Source organism: Gillisia mitskevichiae, assembly GCF_003634585.1.
GTDB lineage: Bacteria > Bacteroidota > Bacteroidia > Flavobacteriales > Flavobacteriaceae > Gillisia > Gillisia mitskevichiae.
In genome coordinates, this window is sequence record NZ_RBLG01000002.1 from 97,025 (window position 1) to 115,668 (window position 18,644).

An 18,644-nucleotide genomic window follows, 5' to 3' on the forward strand; every position below is an offset into this window, starting at 1 on the left:
AACTCTCTCTCTTATATTTCACTTTCTATAGATTTTCTTTAGTTTTACGTTTTATATTAGCCCTTTCTACTTAATAATTGAGGCTATTAGTTAAACTAAATATGAAAGAGAAAATTATTGATTTCTTACGCGAATTGGAATTTATACTAAAAGATAAATTCCATCAATATAATCATAAACTGCCTTATATAATATCTATAATTTTAGCGCTAATAGTGGTGGTTGTAGGAATTAATGTTTTTGTTGAATTAACAAACACGCTTAATAGTGACCTTATAACTAAATATGATGCTGCTGTTACTAAGTATGTTACTTCATTTAGGACACCCCAGCTAAATAAGATCCTTCAATTTATAACCAATCTTGGAGATCTTTATGGATATATTGTTATTACTACAATTTGTTCCCTTTGGTTTTATTTTAAATTTAAAAATTGGCGATACGTGTTACAATTAGTATTTGTAATTATTGTCTCCGGACTTTCTAATTTAGCTTTAAAGGAAGTTATAAATCGAGCAAGACCAACAGCGGAACATTTGGTTTCTGTACAGACCTTGAGTTATCCAAGTGGACATGCGATGAGTGCGACAGCCTTTTATGGATTTTTAATTTATCTATTTTATTTTCTTAAGATCAATAAGGGGCTAAAAGCAGCTCTAATCTTTATATGCTCATTTCTTATAGTGAGCATTGGTTTAAGTAGAATTTATTTAGGAGTGCATTTTCCATCAGATATTGCTGGAGGAATAATTGCAGGAACAATTTGGGTGATGTTTTGTATCCTTATTTTCAATATAATTGATCTTTTCCGAAGAGAAGAAGAGCGTACATCTTAACATTCTTGAATATAATATGCCTAAACCAATTTTCCCAAGAGATTTAATTAAGGCCTAAATATCCTAAGAGGATCCACAAGATTATAAATACTATAACTATTCCGAAGCAACCACAGCCTCCACCAAATTTTTTTGCACCCCATCCTGCTAATAGAGCTCTTAAAATATTCTTCATAATCTTTTTTTTTTGATTATTTAAAAATATAAAGACGGCGTAAATATGTTTCTCTGTTTAAGATAAATTTAGATATTTTAAAAATTTATAATTTTATTTTATCATTATTAATAATATTTAAAATATAATTTATTTAATTTTGAATAAAATTATTTATTTATGCAAATTAGAGACAAGGAAGACAATCAATCTGAAGATTATATTTTACAAGACAACAAGAAGACCAAATTCGGAGTTTTTTTTATTTTAATAGTTTTAGTTATACTTGCCGCAGCGGTCGCAATGACTGGAGTTTATTTTGATATTTGGTAATATTAAATTATCTCGATATTTTTATTTCATTAAGTAATAAAAAGGCCTGATTTATAAATTCCTTTTCTAAGAATAAAGCAAAGTAATTTGCCGTAGAGATCATCTCAAAAACTGGAATTCCCTCATAAGCTAAGAGTTTAAAAATATAGAAATATAGTCCTACCGTTTTAGAACTATTCTTTGGTAAAGCTATCGTAATACTGGATAGTTCACTTTTTACCGATACTAGCGTTTCCTCTTTAAAAAAATCTGCTACACTTTCTTTTAAATCTGTAGAGACCAATATATTACTTTCCTGGTAGGTACTGGAATAGTTTAAATAAACCCCAATTTGATCTTTTACAGAATTCATAAGTAAAGCTTGATTGCCTAATAAAGTGTTGGAATTTAAATAAGTGAATTCTGTAATTCCAGACCTTACCACAATATCTCCCATTTCTCTCAAATTAGCATTCTTTAAGAGATTGCGCTGAGGAGCATACCTCCTTAAAGCCATAATTATAGATCCTTGTTTTACAGGTTTTCTTAAAACCTTTTCTACATCTGGTTGTAAATGTGCCGCCAGAGCACTAAAATTCAGAAGATCCTTAGAAAGTGCATCGTCTAAAAATGGTTGATGCCTTAGCATATCGTGCACACAAGAGGTTATAGTGTTCATTGTTAAATAATATACATTTTGTGTAAATATATATAAATTCTATTTCTTTTTTTTCCAATTTAAGAACTCTCACTACTTATGCATCTTTAAATTTATAATATGAAGGTTTTAAAATTTGGAGGTACCTCTGTAGGAACTGCAGAGAGTATAAATAATGTTCGAACTATAATTGAATCTGTTCCAGGGTCCAAAATGATAGTACTTTCCGCTATGTCTGGCGTAACAAACTATTTGGTTACAATAACAGAAAAGTTGGAAGCGGGGAATCGAGAGCAGGTAGAAGTTCTAAATACTGCGCTTCAAATTAAACATCTTGAGCTATTAGATAAATTAATTCCTGCTTCAGAAAGAAATAGTAGGGTAAGAAATGGCTTAAATAAGTTATTCGATGAATTTAATGCCCTTTTAAGCAACGAATTTTCTGAAAACAATGCCAATAGGATTCTAACTTTTGGGGAGACTATGCTTACTTATCTTTTTTCAGAATATTTAGCATTTTGTGAGATAAATAATAAACTTCTTGATGCAAAACGATTTATGTATGTTGGTAATCTAGAAAATCCAGATACGGATAAAGTCGCTATTAAAATAGCTCCTTTATTAGATTCCGGAGAAAGTGAAATGATCTACATAACTCAGGGATTTGTTCGTATAGATAAATTTAATAGGGTAAGTACTTTAAAAAGGGGAGGAAGTGATTATACTTCAACCATTCTTGGAGCAGCTTTAAATGCTGAAGAAGTACAAATTTGGACAGATATAGATGGCTTTCATAATAACGATCCAAGATATGTAGAAGATACTCATCCATTGGCTAATCTTACTTTTGAAGAAGCAGCTGAGCTTGCCTATTTTGGGGCAAAAATTTTGCATCCTCAAACCATCTCTCCTGTTATAGATAAGAATATTCCTATTTACCTTAAAAACACCTTTACACCTCTGCTGCCTGGAACTAAAATATCCTCGGAGATCAATGAAAGTGGGCTAAAGGCAATTTCAGCAAAAGATGGAATTACTGCTATTAAAATTAAATCCAATAGGATGTTGATGGCACATGGTTTTCTAAAGAAAATATTCGAAATATTCGATAATTTAGAAACCGCTATAGATATGATCACAACATCCGAAATAGCAATTTCTCTTACTATAGACGACACTAAAAATTTAGATCTCATCTTAGATCAATTAAACGGATATGGAGATATAACCGTGGAAATGGATCATAGTATTATATGTATTGTGGGAGAAGGACTTATTAAAGATCCAAATACTTTTAAACTTTTTGAAATTTTAAATGAGATCCCTGTACGTATGATCTCTTATGGTGGAAGTTTAAATAACGTTTCCCTTTTAGTTGCAACAGAGAACAAAGTTGCTGCACTAAAAGCATTACATAAAACCTTATTTATTCAGAAAGAGAGAGCGAGTGTACCTTCGGTTTAGAGGTAGGAATTTAAGTATTAAGGGAAGATTTTAAAGTTTCCAGTTCGGTTTTTACTTCAATATATTTAGATAAATACTGAGTGCTCTTTAACCTGTGATGCATAAGCATTCCGCCAATAAAGTTATTTTCTCTATGTGCAGAAAGTTTCTCCTTTAAATCTTTTAATTTTTGGTCCATCAGCTTATAATAGAACTCCTTATTATAAAGTTCATTTATAAGCTTAAAGCCATTTAATTGAGATTCTTGCCAGATTGCTTTCGTAGTATAAAGATTGATTGCGGATTCTGCAAAGGCTTTTGGATCGTTTTCTATAAATCCATTCCAAGGCAATTCTTTATGCATTCCTTCTGCACCAATACTTGTAGTAACGCTGGGAGTTCCACATTGCATAGCTTCGGTAAGTTTGCCTTTTAAACCAGCTCCAAATCTTAATGCAGCTAGACTAACTTTAGATTTTTTTACAACCTCTTCAGCATCCTTAGCCCAACCTTTTATATAAAAATTCTCTTTTGGATTATTTAATTGAAGAACAGCTGCAGTTGGATATGCTCCATAAATATGAAGTTCTTCATTTGGAAGTTCCTTTCTAATTAATGGCCAGATCTCTTTTTTTAAATACTTAATAGCATCTACGTTGGGCTTATGTTTGAAATTACCAATACTCAGAAAGCCTTTTCGTTCTTCAAAAGAGGGCAGAAGCACCATCTCTTTATTACCTATGTTCTCCAATAAAAAAGGAATATAGAGTAATAGATTTTGTGATATATTAAAAGTTTCTTTTAATATATTTATTTCTACTTCAGAAATTATAAGACTTAGATCGCACCTATATATACTTGCTATTTCCCGTTTAGCCAATTCAGAATTAGTAATAGAATTGGTAGCTTTTAGTTCTTTCTCCCTATAATTTCGTAGAAAATGAAGATCTTCAGTATCCAATATTTTAATAGAGCTTGGAGAATTCTTGCTAATACGCCATCCAAATTGTTCCTCCATCATAAACCTATCAAAAAGGACGATCTCTGGTTGAAGGTCTTGAATGTAGGTGTCAAAACTACTGTTATTCAATTCTATTTTTACTGCAGTGATTCCAAGTTCTATAAGATTGGCGGCATTAGTGGAAGCTGCGGCGGTAGTACCAAAAATCACTTTGTAGTTGGAGGAAGTGAAATATTTCAATAACTGAAGCATCCGTTTTCCTGCGGCAGAAGAATTTGGCTCTGGCCACACATACCCAATCACTAAAACCGTAGACATCTTTTTTCTTCAAAAATACTTGATTATTCTGAAGTGAAAGAAGCTAAACTGTGAAAGTTCCCGAAAGTAGTAAAGAGGCAACTATCCAGAGCACTAATGAAACTGAACCACCAATTATTAAAAAATGCTTGAATTTATACATTCCCATTCCATAGATCAAGGTATTGGTTTGATAACCTACAGGTGTGAAAAAACTAAAATTGGCTGCAAACATAATTGCCAAAATAAAAGGTTTTGGATCTAGATTCATTGTTGTTGCAATGGTAATGGCAATGGGTGTAATGATAATGGCTGTAGCATTATTCGAAACAAAGCCACTCAAGATCATGGTAACCAAAAAGAGTATACCAATTATGATGGTGCTGGATTGTTCTGTAAAAAGTGCTAGTAAATGGCTAGCAATCCACATATCGGCACCGCTATTACTCATTGCTATTCCTAATGGGATCATTCCCGCTAAAAGAAAAATAACTTGCCAATTTATTTGAGAATATGCTTTCCCTAGATCAAGACATTTGGTGAAGATCATTAGAAAAACTCCTACTAAAGCACTTTGAAGAATAGGAAATATTGAAAATGCAGATAGTGCCACAACCACAATTAAAATTCCTAAAGAAATTAATCGTTTAGATTTTTTCTTAACTTCAATTTCTTGATGTTGTTGAAGGATGGTGATGTTATCTATCTTACCAAGAGCAGAAAGTGCTTTTGCAGAAACTTCAACTAATAATCTATCTCCTACACGCAGCTCTATCTCGTCCCGTTTCTTACTAAACACCCTATCTTCTGGGTGTCTGAAACTATTCCTTTTTTTAATGGCTAAAGGAACAGCGCCTTGAAGATCGAAATTCCCAACAGATTTAATACTCTTTCCAATTAATGGTGAATTTGGTAACATTAAAATCTCTACAACTTGTATGTTTTCCTCCAAGCCTTCTGCATCTGTAATTGGAAGAATGAACTTTTTATTTTCTTCTTTAATTACTGAAAATCCTTTGTGCTCTTTAAATAAAACCAGATTTTCTAAGTTACATCTTAAAAGAAGCTGATCTTTTGCTTTAAGAATTGTGTATTTCCCAGGTCTATCGTTAATAATTCCATCCCTCTTTAATCTCAAGATCTCCACATCCATATTATCATGAAAAAAGGTATCTATAATTTTTTTGCCTATTACTTCAGAATTGGAATTGATAATTACCTTGGTAATATATTCATCTAGATTGTAATCTTTATTGATATCGGTTTTTCCTTTATTAGGCAAAAATTTATATAATAGGCTAACTATGATTATTGTGATGACAAGAAATAATATTCCATACTTAGTAAATTCAAAAAAGGTAAAACGTTCTACACCTTTCTCAATTGCAATAGCATTTACAATAAGATTGGTGGAAGTTCCCATTAGAGTACAACTTCCTCCAATAATTCCTGCAAAGGATACGGGTAATAGTAATTTTTCACTTGGGATATTATATTTTGCAGAGAGTTCTGTAATAACTTTTATAAATACTATAACTACTGCTGTGGTATTTATAAAGGCAGAAATGCTCCCTGCAATTAGCATAAAAACCGGGATCATTAAATAAATTGGGAGACCTTTTAAATTTTTGAGGCCATTAGAAAGCCAACTTATTACCCCATTTGTTTCCAATCCAATTGCAATAATCATTAAAGCTAATACAGTAATCGTAGCAGGATTGGCAAATCCAGATATAGCTTCTTCTGGAGTTATTAATTTTGTTAGCAGTAGGCTAACCATTATAAAAAAGGCAATTTTATCTACTGGGAAAACTTCCAACGCAAAAAGAATGATCACGATGGCAAGTATTATAAAAACCAATATAATTTCAATAGACATACCCTATATATTTTAACTTTAAGTTAATTGAACCTTGGCATAAAAAAATAAAAAATCACAGGTCAAAAAAAGCAGGGCAATGTAAGTTAATGCTTATATTTTTCATGTCTTTCTTTGAGCATCTTACAATTAAGATCTTTTCTGTTGTTTAGAACTGTTTTTCCAAACCAAGTATGATATTTCTGGGTATCTAAAAAGTCTACATTCAAAGCAAACCATTCTTCATCTGAAAATTGCTTATTAAAGAAATGTTCCCATTCGGCTCTTAAGCGCTCATTCCTGAAAATATAACTCTCTAAACCTAAGTGATAAAGATCTGCATCACAAAGAATTTTTTCAGCTTTAGTTTTAGGATTTTGAGGCATTTTAGTTGCCATAATACAATTTTGAACGATCTCTATCTTATTTTTTGGATAATCATTTTCTTGGAGAAATTTAGTGGCATGAACCACACTTTGTTCTTCATGATTCATGTAGGTTTCTGCCATTCCGGTATCATGGAATAGAGCAGCAATAAGAATTGGTTCTAGTTCAGATCCATAAACCTCCTCATAGTTCGCTATTGTTTTTACATATTGGTATACATCATCTGTATGTTGAACGCTATGAAAAGGGAGAGTTTTACACCTGCTATTATTTAAAAAATCGATACAGTGCTCATAAGTCTTAGAAACTAAATTCGTTTTATTAAATCCTTTTAAAAAATTTAGAGCCATGTGTAAATATTATTTCTGTTTCTAAAACCTTTATAATGGTTTTGTTTTTTATGATAGTTAGAAATATTAATTGAAAACTTCGTTTCTAAATTTACGAGATTTCAAGTAATACATCAATTATTTAATTTATTTAACCTTTTATTATGCTATTAGATTTAAAGCTGAAATATTATAATTTTTACATTTACAAAGCAACAGCTTTAAGTTGATATTATATTAAATGTTTCATAATTTCAATAAAAAAAGAAAAATCATTATGAGTAGAGGTTTTGTAAAGGAAGATGATCAAGAAGAAGCACCCTTTATCCCAGCAAGAGCAGTTTTACCTCCTGGAGAAATAAATTATGTTACTCCCTTTGGTTATGAGAAACTGATAAAGGAAAGAAGTGATCTAGAAAATGATATTTCTAATCTAGATCTTGAGGAAGGAAAAGAACGAAGACATACTATGGCCATTTTAAATGGTAAATTGAATTTACTAAATGAAAGGATATTATCTTCCCGAATATTGGATCCAAAAGAGCAACCTCAGGAAGAAGTTAGGTTTGGAGCTTTGATCTCATTTAAATTTTTAACCGGAGAACAACAAGGTGTTATCAAGGAATTTCAGATCGTAGGGGTAGATGAAGCGAATATCAAAGAGAATAAAATTGCATTTGTAGCTCCTTTAGCTAAGGCATTAACAGGAAAGAAAAGGGCAGAAATAGCAGAAGTCTTTATGGCTGGAAAACTTCAGGAATTAGAAATACTTAGTATAAAATATTAGTGGGAATTCTTTTCTAAAATGAATTCCAGATCATCCACAATATCTCCAAATTCTGTTTCTTTAATAGAAAATTCTATCTCTAATGGACTTACTTTATAGCCTATGTTTTCTAATTGTTCAGGATCTATAACTGCTTTATATTTCCCTGTTTTTAGTCCTAAATAGGTGAAGTAACCATCACCTTCTGTTAGAAATTTTCCTACTATTTCATTATTCATATTTAATATATGAATAGAAATTCTTCCTTGTCCTTTAGTTCCGTTTTCATCCTTTACGTAAACCATTCCCGAAACTTCTCCCAACACCTTTACAGGTATATAAATAGTTTTAAATTGATTTGGAACAGTCTCTAGTGCGATTATTGGGTTATTAATTTTCCAAGCAATATTATCTAAACTTAAAGTATCCACCTGAATTATAAAGTTGGTATAAGGTTGTAAGTCATAAATTCTAAGCTGAGTATTATCTTTATTATAAGTAACACTACCCCCAAGGTTTTTGATTTTTAATCCTGGCACACTAGGTTCCGATTTTTCTCGCACATTATTATCATTATAATCTAAAAATGGAATAATTGTAACAGCACCTTTTCCAACACTGCTTCTATCATTCGAGGTAATATACCCGGTTGCATCATCAAAAAGAAAGCTTCCTCTTGCAGATTCAATAAAAGTGGAATTGGAATTCCCTATTCTAGATGTAAATGAGGTTTGGGTAAAATTCAAATTATACCTTAAACCAATCTCAAATATTTGTGTGTTTCTTAAAAAATTGTTTTCGAAGCCAACATTCACAAATCCACGTTTTAAAAAGGGTCTTTCTAATCTTACTATCATATTAGTAATAGCATTATCACTAAAATCATATTGTATTTGAGGTGATAAAAGCAATTGATATGGTAATCTATAGGTTTGAGATAGCGTGCTATAAATTGTAGGAGTTTTAGATCGTTCATTAAACAATCCATATGTTGTTAGGTTTGTACTAATTCCGAAGAAAGATCCAGACATTAAAAATTGAGCAGATGTGAATCTTGTTGTAGGAAGTATAATTTGATTTATACTGAACCGTGAATAAGTGGTAAAAAATTTAGTTCTAATAGGTAGCGATAAACTTATTTTTCTCTCCTCTAAATAATTATAATTAATAGCTGTTTGATCTTCATCATAATTTATATAATTAAAATCTATTTGAAAACTTGAAGGAGTTCTATAGCTTAATAATCCTTCAGATTTTACACCATGCATATATTCTCCAGAGAAAAGTAAATTTGATGAAATTTTTAAGGAAGTATTTAAAAAAGGCATAAATTCACCAGAAGTAACATCAGACAAATATTCTACTCCTCCACCTAAGGTAAATCCATTAGAAATACCATAGTTCAAATTAAATCTGGAGAAACGATCATTACCTTCATTTTCTACTATTCCAGCACTAAAGGTGTATTCAAGTTCCTTTTTAGGTATAAAATTGTAAGGAATATTAATTATACGTTCCTCAGTTCGTTCTTCTCCATAAGGCCCATAAAACCTCAGATTCACAATGGTATTTCCATACATTAATGGCACCTCAAAGCTAAAAAATCCAGATGCATCTGCTTCTGTAAAATTTATCAGCACATTATTGACGTATAATTCCACTGTCCATCTAGGATCGGTGACATCTGTAAGAGTATAGGAACCAAAAGATCTTCTGTTAATTACTGGTGTATTAGTTAATTGTATTCCAACTACCGGCGCAAAAAGAGAAGAAGTGGCCCTAGAGAATATTTTTCCCGCAGTAACTTGTTTGAAAAGCTTACTATTATTGTTTACGTACTTCCATTGATAAAACTGATTTTTAGCAGTGAATGGGACACGTGTGGAGTAGTTTAAGAGAACATTGGTTTCCCCACCAGCTATTATTGTTCCCAGACCAAGATTAAATCTATTATCATTAGTTCCGTTAGTTTGCTGAGTTGTAACCACTGACCAATCTGCCATTCCTGCCCTAAAAAAAGGGTATTTTCTTTCTATCAATGTATCGGGAGTCACAAAGCCTCTAAGTTCATTTAGATTTTGCCTAATATTTAATAAACGTAGTTCTTTAACCTTTGGAAGTTCAATATCGGTCTCTAAATTAATGGAAAGATCACGGTAATTAAATTTAGCATAAAGACCAAATATCTCACCAAAAAAAGATGATCTCAAGTAAAAGGTGGTTGCGGTTAAAATATAATCTGTTGGCTTAATTATATAATTTTCTCCTTTATATATAATTTTTTGCTTTGGAATATCGAATTCAAATGAATCTTCAGGATTTATTATAAAACCAGTGATTTCTGCCGGGTTGTTTCCCACGACATTTTTTAAATCTAAAAAATCCAAAAAATCTGCAACTGCTATGTAAGCCTCTTGATTTTTAATTGCAACTGGCATCTCGGTAACTCCTAATTTAGAAACTCGTAATTCCACTGGGAATTCATCATATTCCTGGGCAGAACAGTTAATATTACCTAAAAATATAAGGGTGAGAAATACAAAATATACTTTAAGGGTGCTTTTGCTTATAATAAAATAATTATTAAGAGGAAATTGTTTGTGGATCAAGACTTGCTTTCTATAGGATAGTTATTGTTGAATAAAGGTAATATCAATAGTACCACTGTATGAGCCCGCCCGATTGCTATTAATTGTACCCAATTGTAATGTGCCACCTATTTTAATTTCATTGATACTCGTGGATTGGGCTGTCGTTATAAATGTTTTATTTTCACTATAGGTTAAATCCTTTAAAACTATTTGGTCTCCGCTTGTTCCCGTTAGTATAAAACTTGGAGGGTGAGATATAGTAACCAGAGTTCCTGGGTTTGCGGTAACTTCAAAAAGGGCGGAAGTAACAGTGGGGCCTAGATTTAATAGTACCACATCGCCAGTTGGATTTCGAAGTCCGTCGGGTGAAACTATTACTGTACCACCAGAGACCCCAACAGTGAAAGTTCCAAAATTTAGATAACGGGCAGTTCTAACTTCAACTTGAATAGGAATAGGTGGATTTTCTTGGGCGAAAACAGTGATTCCAGAAGAAAAAATGAATAGCGCGAATACCAGATTTTTAACCAGGTTTATTTTTAGTGAAGATGATAAATTTAAATTTTTCATTTCTGAATCATTATCTTTTTAGAGAATTTCTGGCCTTCCCAGCTTAAGTTAATAAAGTAAATCCCTGAGCTTTTTATTCCATCTAAACTAATAGTTTCATTACCAGATACCTTCTTGACCTCTAAAATTTGACCAGTTACCGTAGTTGCCATTAATACTCCAGACATTCCATCTTCTAGATTCAGGTTAACATATACCTTTCCGTTTATTGTTTTAATACTGAATGGTTCATCGAAAGCTAAGGCTGGATCTGTTAGTTCATATTCAGAAAACATTAAAAAGAATCTAGAGTTATGTTCTCCCGCTTTAATACGGAAATTATACTCAGGTATTTCTGAAAGATTCTGACCAATTCTTTTAACGTCATCAATAAGATAAACAAAGAAATTGGACGGGAGATTTTCTATGTCTTTAAGATGGATATTCATTTCTCCATCCATTTCAGAATAAATTCCCAAAGGAATTCTTTGATTTGCAGTTTTAAAAGAGGCAGGCAATGCATTAATGGATAATTTTTCACTTTTAGAGGTGATGCTATAAAGGTTGGGAACACGCTCATCTGTATTCATTAATTTTAATGCATCCATGTTTTTTTCGAAAGCTTCATCTGCGTAATCATCAAAATAGATGACCATGGCATCCTTTGCGAGGTTACCTTTAATTCCTGCAGAAAGTCTAATAAGAGAAATTGGATTGGGCTCTGTTTTTTTTATGAATTGTTGTGTAAAATTATTTACTCTAACTTCATTTGTTGAAGCCAAAATTCCACTAGTTTCAGAACTGCTATCTCCACCATCGCTTACATGTACAAAAAAACCTTGCATTGACGGAATTATATTAGAAGAACTACCATCATCACTTGAAACATTATTTACGTAAGAGGTATAAGTTCCCTTGTATTGGCTGTTTGCAGAAAAGAAATAGATGCCATCATCAATGTTAGTTTTTGTCCAACTCGATGCATCCCAATCTATTGGAGAAGGGTAGGGGTTTCCAACCAAGTTGTAACCATCTGTATAGGTTCCATTGGTATTTTTTAATTGACGTTGAAAATTCCCATTATTTACAATCCCGTTAATTTCAACAGTCACTTCTAATCCAGCTGTCCCAAAATTAAATGCATATCCTTCCAGAACGCCTAATCCGGAAGAAGTATTAGTATAAGACTTCCAACCAGTAATATCATTCCCACTACCATCGGTATTATCTTCACTGTAAGAATAAGCCTGAGGAAAAGTAGCGTTAAGATCTACATAAGATGAAAAATCTCCCACAGTAGTATTGTTGAATGGACTACTAAAATATTTATATCCTATAGCCGAATCTAAGTAACGTTGCATTTTTACAGACCCTATAACTTGCCCATTTCCAGAACCATCTATTAATGCAGTCTGAGTACTGTTTGAAATAAGGCTAAGTAAATTCCCTGTGTTAAATTGCCCATTCTCAACTCTAAGGAATCCAGTTATTTCCAAAGTATTATTAGAATTAACTCCAGCATTATTATTTATAATCAAATTTCTAATCCTATTTGAAACGAACGTATTGGCAGGAATTGTTTGAGAGTTCTCTCCTTGTAATGCAATTGTTCCATTTAAACTATTTAAAGTTCCTGTATTAGTAATAGATCCAGCTATTCGCATTGAATTATCCATTACCGTTAATGAGGTTCCATTTTCCAATTCAAGATCCTTAGCCATTCCATTTGCACCAGAATTTAAAATAGGATAATTTGTTAATCCTGATTTGATTATAACATTTGTATTTAGGCTTGGAACTGTATTACAGGACCAGTTAGAAGCTGTATTCCAATCTGTACTTGTTGCACCTGTCCAGTTATTTTCTTGTTTCACAGGAATTAAAAGCACCGTGGACTCATTATCGCAGCCTCTAGAAGTAACGGTTCTCTTAAACCAATTAGATTGAGTTAAAATTCCAGGAGAATAATTCTGTGAAGTATTAATTCCAGTAGCTGGAACAAATCCTGAATTGGGTCCAGAAATACTACTTTCCCATAAATAAGTGTAATTTCCATCCCCACCAGAAGGAAGTGTTCCTGATATACTTCCCGGATCTGTCCCACTACAAATTGGTTGAGTGTAAGATACCTGAACATATAACCTCTTATAAGTTCCAGAACATGGATCGCCAAATATCCCATTTGATGCTGGTATAATTGCTGAATTATTATCAAGAAGATAGGTTTCTGTAACCTGCTGACTTGTTAAAGCGTGGCAATTTAGGTTTTCTATAAAATTTTCGCAAGTTCCTCCTGGTGTACCATAACTAGAAAAATTCACATAATTAAATACAGTTCCTTCTGGGGCAGTTAGAAGCATAGTATCATTTTCATCTATACTACCGCAAGTAGTCCCAGAAATTCCATTTGTAAAGCTTAAATGATTATTATTTATCTTATCATTTAGAGTGATTTTAATCGTATTGGAGGTATTTCCATTACAACTGGCAGAAGTTACATTTCTTCTATACCACGTTGTCTGGGAAACTGTTCCCGGAATATAGTTTTCAGAATCATTAGTGCCCGCTGCTGGGCCAAAACCAGAGGTACTATTTATAATGCTGCTTTCCCAAAGGTAAGTATAACTACCATTACCACCAGTAACTGCTGTTCCAGTTAATGTTTCAGCTGTTAACCCATCACATATACCTTGGTCTTGGCTAATCACATTGTTCTGAATATTAGGTAGTAAGTTTATAGTTACTGAACTATCAATACTATTATTTATGCAACCATTTTCATCTGTAACACTTAAAATACGATAAGTAGTGGTGATATTAGGATTTACGGTAAGACTAAATGGATTTTCATTTACATTTACCGAAAAAGAATTACCATTAACAGTTCCTGTTACATTCCAAGAGGATCCTGGGCCAGAAATATTTAAAGTGATTTCCGCTGTATCCCCTTCACAAATTGTAGCATCACCAGTTAAATTGGCAGAAGAAAGTGAATTTACTTTTAACAAAGCAAAGTTAGATTCACTCGTAGCTATAAATGGATTTGGATTTATATTATTTGAACTAGATAAGCTAGCATTTCTATATATATAATAAGTTCCTGGATTATTAAACGGAGCGTTATTAAGATTAGGTTTAAAAGTCGCCGAAGTTGCTCCAGAAATATAATTTCTAGGCCCATTTATACTAGTGCTATATGTCCATTGATACCTATTTTCACTTATTCCGGAGGGAAGAGTTCCAAAAGTGTCTCCAGAAATCTCTAATGCTGTTCCACCGTTACAAATGGTCTGATTCAAATTTCCGGTTAAAGTGTTTTCAAGAATTAAAGAGAGATTATTAAAGTTCACTCTATTACCTCCACCATTTTCATAAAAATCATAGGTCAATTGACTATTGCCTGTAAGATTCATTAGCACATTTGGCCTTAATGACCAAGCTTGGTCAGACCAATTATTATATATGAGAGTACCATCTACGGTTAATCGACTTCCATCATCAGATCCTAGGTCTACTGTATATAGACCTCTTTTAGTGGAGTTCATTCTATAACGTACTGAAAAGGTTTCAGTATAAATTGAAATTGAATTTGAACTGGACGTTAGATCAAAACAAGTATTATTTCCCCCAAAACTTTCATCAAAAGTTTCAGATATTGCATAATTACCAATATAAGTATTAAAATTTACTCCGTCATATACATGTCCCAACCATGAATTTTCCCCAGATGAATTTTGATCTGCAGTGGACAAGCTACTATTAACAGTAGTAGTTATTGGTGAGCTCGAGCAACCGTTTACCGTAGCAATTACAGTGTAATCTCCCACCATATTCAAATTCGCATTATTTCTAATGGGATTTTGCGAGGAAGAAGTAAAACCATTTGGGCCTGTCCAATTATAGGTTGCTCCATTAATATTGGAAGCACTAAGATTTAGAGTACCACCTATACAGAGAGGACCGTTATTGGAAGCTGATAGAGATGTTGGAATTGAACTAATAGCAAATTCTGGCGATAAGGATGAAAATGTAAAACCAGCGTTGGGATTGGTAGATGAAATTACAATTTGATAATTAGATCTGTTTGGAATGTCTGCATCAATGATAAATGATTTAGTAATATATATAGATGAACCATTGTTACCAGGAGGGAAAACTGAGGCCGAACTATAACTTTGCGAATCTTCGGTAGTAAAGGTATTTCCAGATAAAGTACCTAAATAAATTATATAATCGGTATTTCGTGAAAAACGATTGTTATTACCATTGCCATTAACTACTCGATAAGTTACATTTATACTAGTAGGTTTACATATTGGAGAGGTATCTACAGTTACATTATCAATTGTTTGGCCTAATACATTTCCAGTATTGAATAATATAAATAGAACAATCCACAAATATATCTGTGTACCATTCCAATTATTTAGGTAAAAGTTAAAAAAGTATTTTTTTACCATAAATTATAGTTTGGGAATAATTCAGATCTAAAATTGTATAAATATAAAACTCACCTTTCTAAGAATTTAATTTAAGTCAAATTTGGTTTCACCCAATATTTTTCCCTCTTCAGTTTTATAGATAATATTTAATTTCCCTTTAGTTAGGTCAATCAATTCTACGTTTTGAAGCTTCATAGAAAAATCACGCTTTGTATTTGGTGTGTAAACAGCCATTCCACGCACTTTACCTATTTCTGTGATTGTTCCATCTAGAGAAATGTGATCTACACTAAGCTCTCCATAAACAGACATGTTCCCAGTTCGGTTGATGCTCAGTGATAATATGATGTCTTCCTCTTCCTTATTGAGTTCAATTCCACTCAACTCTATTGAAGTAGTAGAAGAACCCTCTCTAATTATTACCGGAATGCTAATTCCAAAAACGGTTTTAATATTTATGGAAATTCCATCTGCCTCCTCTGTATTTACTTCTCCAAGTGCTGTTTGTTTTTCAACAGCTCGAAAATAAAGATGAGAGCGGTATTCTCCCTGTTCTAAATTTCCTGTTCTGGTTAATTGAATTCTTACAGTTTGAGCTTCCTTTGGTCCTAAAACCACTTGTCTAGGGTAATAACGTAAATAATCTGTCGCGAAACGCTGATCTTCTTCAGGTTCTAATACTTCTTCAAAATTTCCTTTTTCGGTCATTTTGTATTGGACTATGGAGATAGCGTAAGTGGCAGAATCTGATCCTGTATTTATTAGGTTAATTTCTTGTGAACGCTGAGTGCCGTCAAAAACAAGTCTTTTTGGCATGATCATTAAATCTCCTTGGGCGAACCCGGTAGAACTGAATAGAAATAAGATTAATAAGAATGCAGAGGTAGGTTGAAGTAATTTTAATATCATAGTTGGGAATAGATATCTATTTTGTTAATAGGTTATGTTACTGAGGTTCAAATATAAGCAATTGAAAAATGGTAAACCCAGTTTTTAGTTATAGGAAACCGTAACGTTAAATCCAGCTGAATTGGTATAATAGCCTGGTAATTGATTCGCTTCAAGATTTAGAGTAGCTCCAATCTTTAAAATATCATCGCCTAAATTTGAAATTCCTGGTAATGGTGTTACTTGAAACTGATTAATAATCATTATCTGATTAGGATTAGTTTCATTAAATAAGGTAAGAGATTCTGGTAAACTTATAGAGTAATTGTATTCCCCATGCGTAACTACGGCTTCCGCAGCAGATACTTCTCCTGGGATAGCATTAGAAATTTGAACTCCGTTAGCTGTTCTTGTTCCATCTGGAGATAAGATAATTGTACCTGATGTATAACCAGCAATAACATTCCCAAAATTTAGATCTACAGATTTCGAGATTTCAATAGGATCCACCACTAAGGCTCTTGCATTCACATTTGCTGAAGCTGAAGCTTGTGGGTAAGCTTTTCCTAAACAAACAAAAAATAATAATAGTATAAAAATTGATTTCATATAATATTTAGATGAATGGAAATAGGATAAAACAAAAAAAAACCGCCACATGGGCGGCTTTTTATATAGTATGTGTTCTATTTATTCGTAAGCAACTGTAACATTAACAGTTCCACTATATGTTCCGGCATCCTGAGCATCACCCACTGTTAGAGTTCCACCAACATTTAATGGTTGTGCTGAACCACTACCGGTTCTTCCAGCAACAGTATTTCTGTTATGTATAAATGTCACAGCCATATCATCACCACTACCTGTCAAAGTTATATCAGGAATAGAAATTGAGTAAAGATAAGAACTAGCAGCAGTAACGCTAAAATTAGCAGCTGTAATTGCTGTTGCAGAAGTAATCGCCATATCTGAATTACTAAAAGATCTTACTCCCGAGGTAGTAACAGAAACAGTACCACCTGTAGCAGTTCCATTTATAGTACCAAAATTTAAGTCACTTCCATCAGATATTTCAATTGGACTAACAATCTCAGCATTAACTGTAGCAGATCCTGTATCAGAATCTTGTGCGAAAGTTGTTCCAGCAATAAGAGCGAACAAAATAAAAGTAATTTTTTTCATATGTAGGTAATTTGGGTTGTTTAATAATAACACTACAAATATGAGTTATAATAAATGTACCAAAACTAAAAACATTCAATTACTCGTTAAAAAACATTATTTAATCGATAAAGGGTAGGAAAGTAGGTCAAGATATAGTAGTAAATGCAACAAAAGTAGGAGGAGCCTTGGATATTTAAGTTAATTTCTCATGGAAAAAGACTTATTTATTAGCGTTTTCTATTAAATCAAGATAATTATCTAAAAAGGTAAGTGTTCTATAAAATTTGGAGAATTGTAAGAATGTTGCTTGGAACTAAATAGAGAAATGTGTTTATTGAAAGTTGAGCCGCCAACTTTTAATTATAGTTTACTGTAACATTAAATCCACCCTGGTTAATATAGTTCCCTGGAGTTTGATTAGGATTTACTTTAAGGGTTGCGCCAACATTAATAGTTTGCGGTCCTGATGCCAGTGCGTTGTCCCCATTAAAATCTGTTGTGAAATTATTGATTACCATAGTTTCAGTCCCGTTAGATAATACATGGTTATCTCCTGGTAAAGTAATTCCGTATGTATAGCCCGGTTCTCCAGTGATTTCGAATGAAGCAGCTGAAACTGTTCCTCCATCAGATAATAGGACTTCTCCAGCAGTACTTCTTGTACTATTAGGGCTTAAAGTTACCTCACCACCATTTTTCGCATCAATGTTCGCAAATCTAAGATCGGATGTTGTAGTAATTCCAATTGGTTGTATAATTGTAACTGAAGCAGTAAATGTTGCGGTAGCTTGAGCAAAACTCATACTAGAGAAACAAAAAGTTATAATGATGAGTAGGGTATGTATATTTTTCATGTTGTATGCTTAACGATAAGTAGGTATTCAAATATAGGTAAACTGCATGTTACTGTCGATGAAATGCATTAATTAATCGATGAAATGCATTAAAGTTTAACTTTTCATTAGTTAATTTAGTCCAATGGTAGTATTTAACCGACTTAAATAGCTAA

At 32.6% G+C, this 18,644-nt stretch carries 16 protein-coding genes; 4 read left to right on the top strand and 12 right to left on the bottom strand.

The window, feature by feature from the left end:
• Positions 1-101: 101 nt before the first annotated feature.
• On the top strand, positions 102-836 hold the full coding sequence (locus BC962_RS06145) for a phosphatase PAP2 family protein (RefSeq protein ID WP_121345041.1): 735 nt from the start codon (positions 102-104) through the stop codon (positions 834-836).
• 43 nt (positions 837-879) lie between these two features.
• Here the strand turns inward: BC962_RS06145 and BC962_RS16560 are convergent, their stop codons facing one another.
• Positions 880-1,011, bottom strand: a complete 132-nt coding sequence (locus BC962_RS16560; protein WP_262674244.1) for a hypothetical protein — start codon at positions 1,009-1,011, stop codon at positions 880-882.
• Between the two features lie 159 nt (positions 1,012-1,170).
• Between BC962_RS16560 and BC962_RS16335 the strand changes: the two genes are divergently transcribed.
• On the top strand, positions 1,171-1,323 hold the full coding sequence (locus BC962_RS16335; RefSeq protein WP_183075461.1) for a hypothetical protein: 153 nt from the start codon (positions 1,171-1,173) through the stop codon (positions 1,321-1,323).
• Between the two features lie 7 nt (positions 1,324-1,330).
• Here BC962_RS16335 and BC962_RS06150 read toward each other — a convergent pair whose 3' ends face one another.
• Positions 1,331-1,981 carry a hypothetical protein gene (locus tag BC962_RS06150; protein ID WP_121345042.1) on the bottom strand — a complete coding sequence of 217 codons (651 nt, stop codon included), beginning with the start codon at positions 1,979-1,981 and terminating at the stop codon, positions 1,331-1,333.
• 99 nt (positions 1,982-2,080) lie between these two features.
• Here BC962_RS06150 and BC962_RS06155 point away from each other — a divergent pair, with 99 nt between their 5' ends.
• The gene (locus BC962_RS06155; RefSeq protein WP_121345043.1) at positions 2,081-3,424 is read left to right on the top strand and encodes an aspartate kinase; all 1,344 of its coding nucleotides are present in this window, start codon (positions 2,081-2,083) and stop codon (positions 3,422-3,424) included.
• A 10-nt stretch (positions 3,425-3,434) separates the two neighbouring features.
• Here the strand turns inward: BC962_RS06155 and BC962_RS06160 are convergent, their stop codons facing one another.
• The 3 genes from BC962_RS06160 to BC962_RS06170 all read right to left on the bottom strand — a co-directional run bounded on the left by BC962_RS06160 (position 3,435) and on the right by BC962_RS06170 (position 7,256).
• Complete coding sequence (locus tag BC962_RS06160) at positions 3,435-4,682, bottom strand: glycosyltransferase (RefSeq protein WP_121345044.1); 1,248 nt, start codon at positions 4,680-4,682, stop codon at positions 3,435-3,437.
• A 43-nt stretch (positions 4,683-4,725) separates the two neighbouring features.
• Positions 4,726-6,540 carry an SLC13 family permease gene (locus tag BC962_RS06165; RefSeq protein WP_121345045.1) on the bottom strand — a complete coding sequence of 605 codons (1,815 nt, stop codon included), beginning with the start codon at positions 6,538-6,540 and terminating at the stop codon, positions 4,726-4,728.
• 86 nt (positions 6,541-6,626) lie between these two features.
• Entirely contained in the window at positions 6,627-7,256 is a 630-nt protein-coding gene (locus tag BC962_RS06170; protein WP_121345046.1) for an HD domain-containing protein, read from the bottom strand.
• A gap of 256 nt (positions 7,257-7,512) precedes the next feature.
• On the opposite strand from BC962_RS06170, the gene BC962_RS06175 reads away from it, so the two are divergent.
• A complete protein-coding gene (locus BC962_RS06175; protein ID WP_121346024.1) occupies positions 7,513-8,022 on the top strand; it encodes a GreA/GreB family elongation factor in 510 nt (169 codons plus the stop codon).
• Here the strand turns inward: BC962_RS06175 and BC962_RS06180 are convergent.
• From BC962_RS06180 to BC962_RS06210, 7 genes are all read right to left on the bottom strand, one after another.
• Positions 8,019-10,610 (bottom strand): fimbria/pilus outer membrane usher protein, encoded by a 2,592-nt coding sequence (locus BC962_RS06180; RefSeq protein WP_121345047.1) that lies wholly within the window; start codon positions 10,608-10,610, stop codon positions 8,019-8,021. The two genes, BC962_RS06175 and BC962_RS06180, sit on opposite strands and share 4 nt — an antisense overlap.
• A 21-nt stretch (positions 10,611-10,631) precedes the next feature.
• Positions 10,632-11,162: a DUF4402 domain-containing protein gene (locus BC962_RS06185; RefSeq protein WP_121345048.1), complete on the bottom strand. Its 531-nt coding sequence runs from the start codon at positions 11,160-11,162 to the stop codon at positions 10,632-10,634.
• Complete coding sequence (locus BC962_RS06190; protein WP_121345049.1) at positions 11,159-15,601, bottom strand: T9SS type A sorting domain-containing protein; 4,443 nt, start codon at positions 15,599-15,601, stop codon at positions 11,159-11,161. The genes BC962_RS06185 and BC962_RS06190 overlap by 4 nt, the downstream gene beginning before the upstream one ends.
• Positions 15,602-15,667: 66 nt before the next feature.
• Positions 15,668-16,492 carry a fimbrial biogenesis chaperone gene (locus tag BC962_RS06195; protein WP_121345050.1) on the bottom strand — a complete coding sequence of 275 codons (825 nt, stop codon included), beginning with the start codon at positions 16,490-16,492 and terminating at the stop codon, positions 15,668-15,670.
• A gap of 84 nt (positions 16,493-16,576) precedes the next feature.
• The gene (locus BC962_RS06200) at positions 16,577-17,080 is read right to left on the bottom strand and encodes a DUF4402 domain-containing protein (protein WP_121345051.1); all 504 of its coding nucleotides are present in this window, start codon (positions 17,078-17,080) and stop codon (positions 16,577-16,579) included.
• An 81-nt stretch (positions 17,081-17,161) separates the two neighbouring features.
• A complete protein-coding gene (locus BC962_RS06205; protein WP_121345052.1) occupies positions 17,162-17,653 on the bottom strand; it encodes a DUF4402 domain-containing protein in 492 nt (163 codons plus the stop codon).
• A 338-nt stretch (positions 17,654-17,991) separates the two neighbouring features.
• Positions 17,992-18,489, bottom strand: a complete 498-nt coding sequence (locus BC962_RS06210; RefSeq protein WP_121345053.1) for a DUF4402 domain-containing protein — start codon at positions 18,487-18,489, stop codon at positions 17,992-17,994.
• Positions 18,490-18,644: the final 155 nt, after the last annotated feature.

Excerpts from the sequence above, each read along its gene's own strand:
- BC962_RS06185 (WP_121345048.1), bottom strand. The coding sequence starts at position 11,162 with ATGAAAAATTTAAATTTATCATCTTCACTAAAAATAAACCTGGTTAAA.
- BC962_RS06145 (WP_121345041.1), top strand. The coding sequence starts at position 102 with ATGAAAGAGAAAATTATTGATTTCTTACGCGAATTGGAATTTATACTA.
- BC962_RS06205 (WP_121345052.1), bottom strand. The coding sequence starts at position 17,653 with ATGAAAAAAATTACTTTTATTTTGTTCGCTCTTATTGCTGGAACAACT.
- BC962_RS06210 (WP_121345053.1), bottom strand. The coding sequence starts at position 18,489 with ATGAAAAATATACATACCCTACTCATCATTATAACTTTTTGTTTCTCT.
- BC962_RS06175 (WP_121346024.1), top strand. The coding sequence starts at position 7,513 with ATGAGTAGAGGTTTTGTAAAGGAAGATGATCAAGAAGAAGCACCCTTT.
- BC962_RS06155 (WP_121345043.1), top strand. The coding sequence starts at position 2,081 with ATGAAGGTTTTAAAATTTGGAGGTACCTCTGTAGGAACTGCAGAGAGT.
- BC962_RS06150 (WP_121345042.1), bottom strand. The coding sequence starts at position 1,981 with ATGAACACTATAACCTCTTGTGTGCACGATATGCTAAGGCATCAACCA.
- BC962_RS06200 (WP_121345051.1), bottom strand. The coding sequence starts at position 17,080 with ATGAAATCAATTTTTATACTATTATTATTTTTTGTTTGTTTAGGAAAA.
- BC962_RS06190 (WP_121345049.1), bottom strand. The coding sequence starts at position 15,601 with ATGGTAAAAAAATACTTTTTTAACTTTTACCTAAATAATTGGAATGGT.
- BC962_RS16560 (WP_262674244.1), bottom strand. The coding sequence starts at position 1,011 with ATGAAGAATATTTTAAGAGCTCTATTAGCAGGATGGGGTGCAAAAAAA.
- BC962_RS06195 (WP_121345050.1), bottom strand. The coding sequence starts at position 16,492 with ATGATATTAAAATTACTTCAACCTACCTCTGCATTCTTATTAATCTTA.
- BC962_RS16335 (WP_183075461.1), top strand. The coding sequence starts at position 1,171 with ATGCAAATTAGAGACAAGGAAGACAATCAATCTGAAGATTATATTTTA.
- BC962_RS06170 (WP_121345046.1), bottom strand. The coding sequence starts at position 7,256 with ATGGCTCTAAATTTTTTAAAAGGATTTAATAAAACGAATTTAGTTTCT.
- BC962_RS06160 (WP_121345044.1), bottom strand. The coding sequence starts at position 4,682 with ATGTCTACGGTTTTAGTGATTGGGTATGTGTGGCCAGAGCCAAATTCT.
- BC962_RS06165 (WP_121345045.1), bottom strand. The coding sequence starts at position 6,540 with ATGTCTATTGAAATTATATTGGTTTTTATAATACTTGCCATCGTGATC.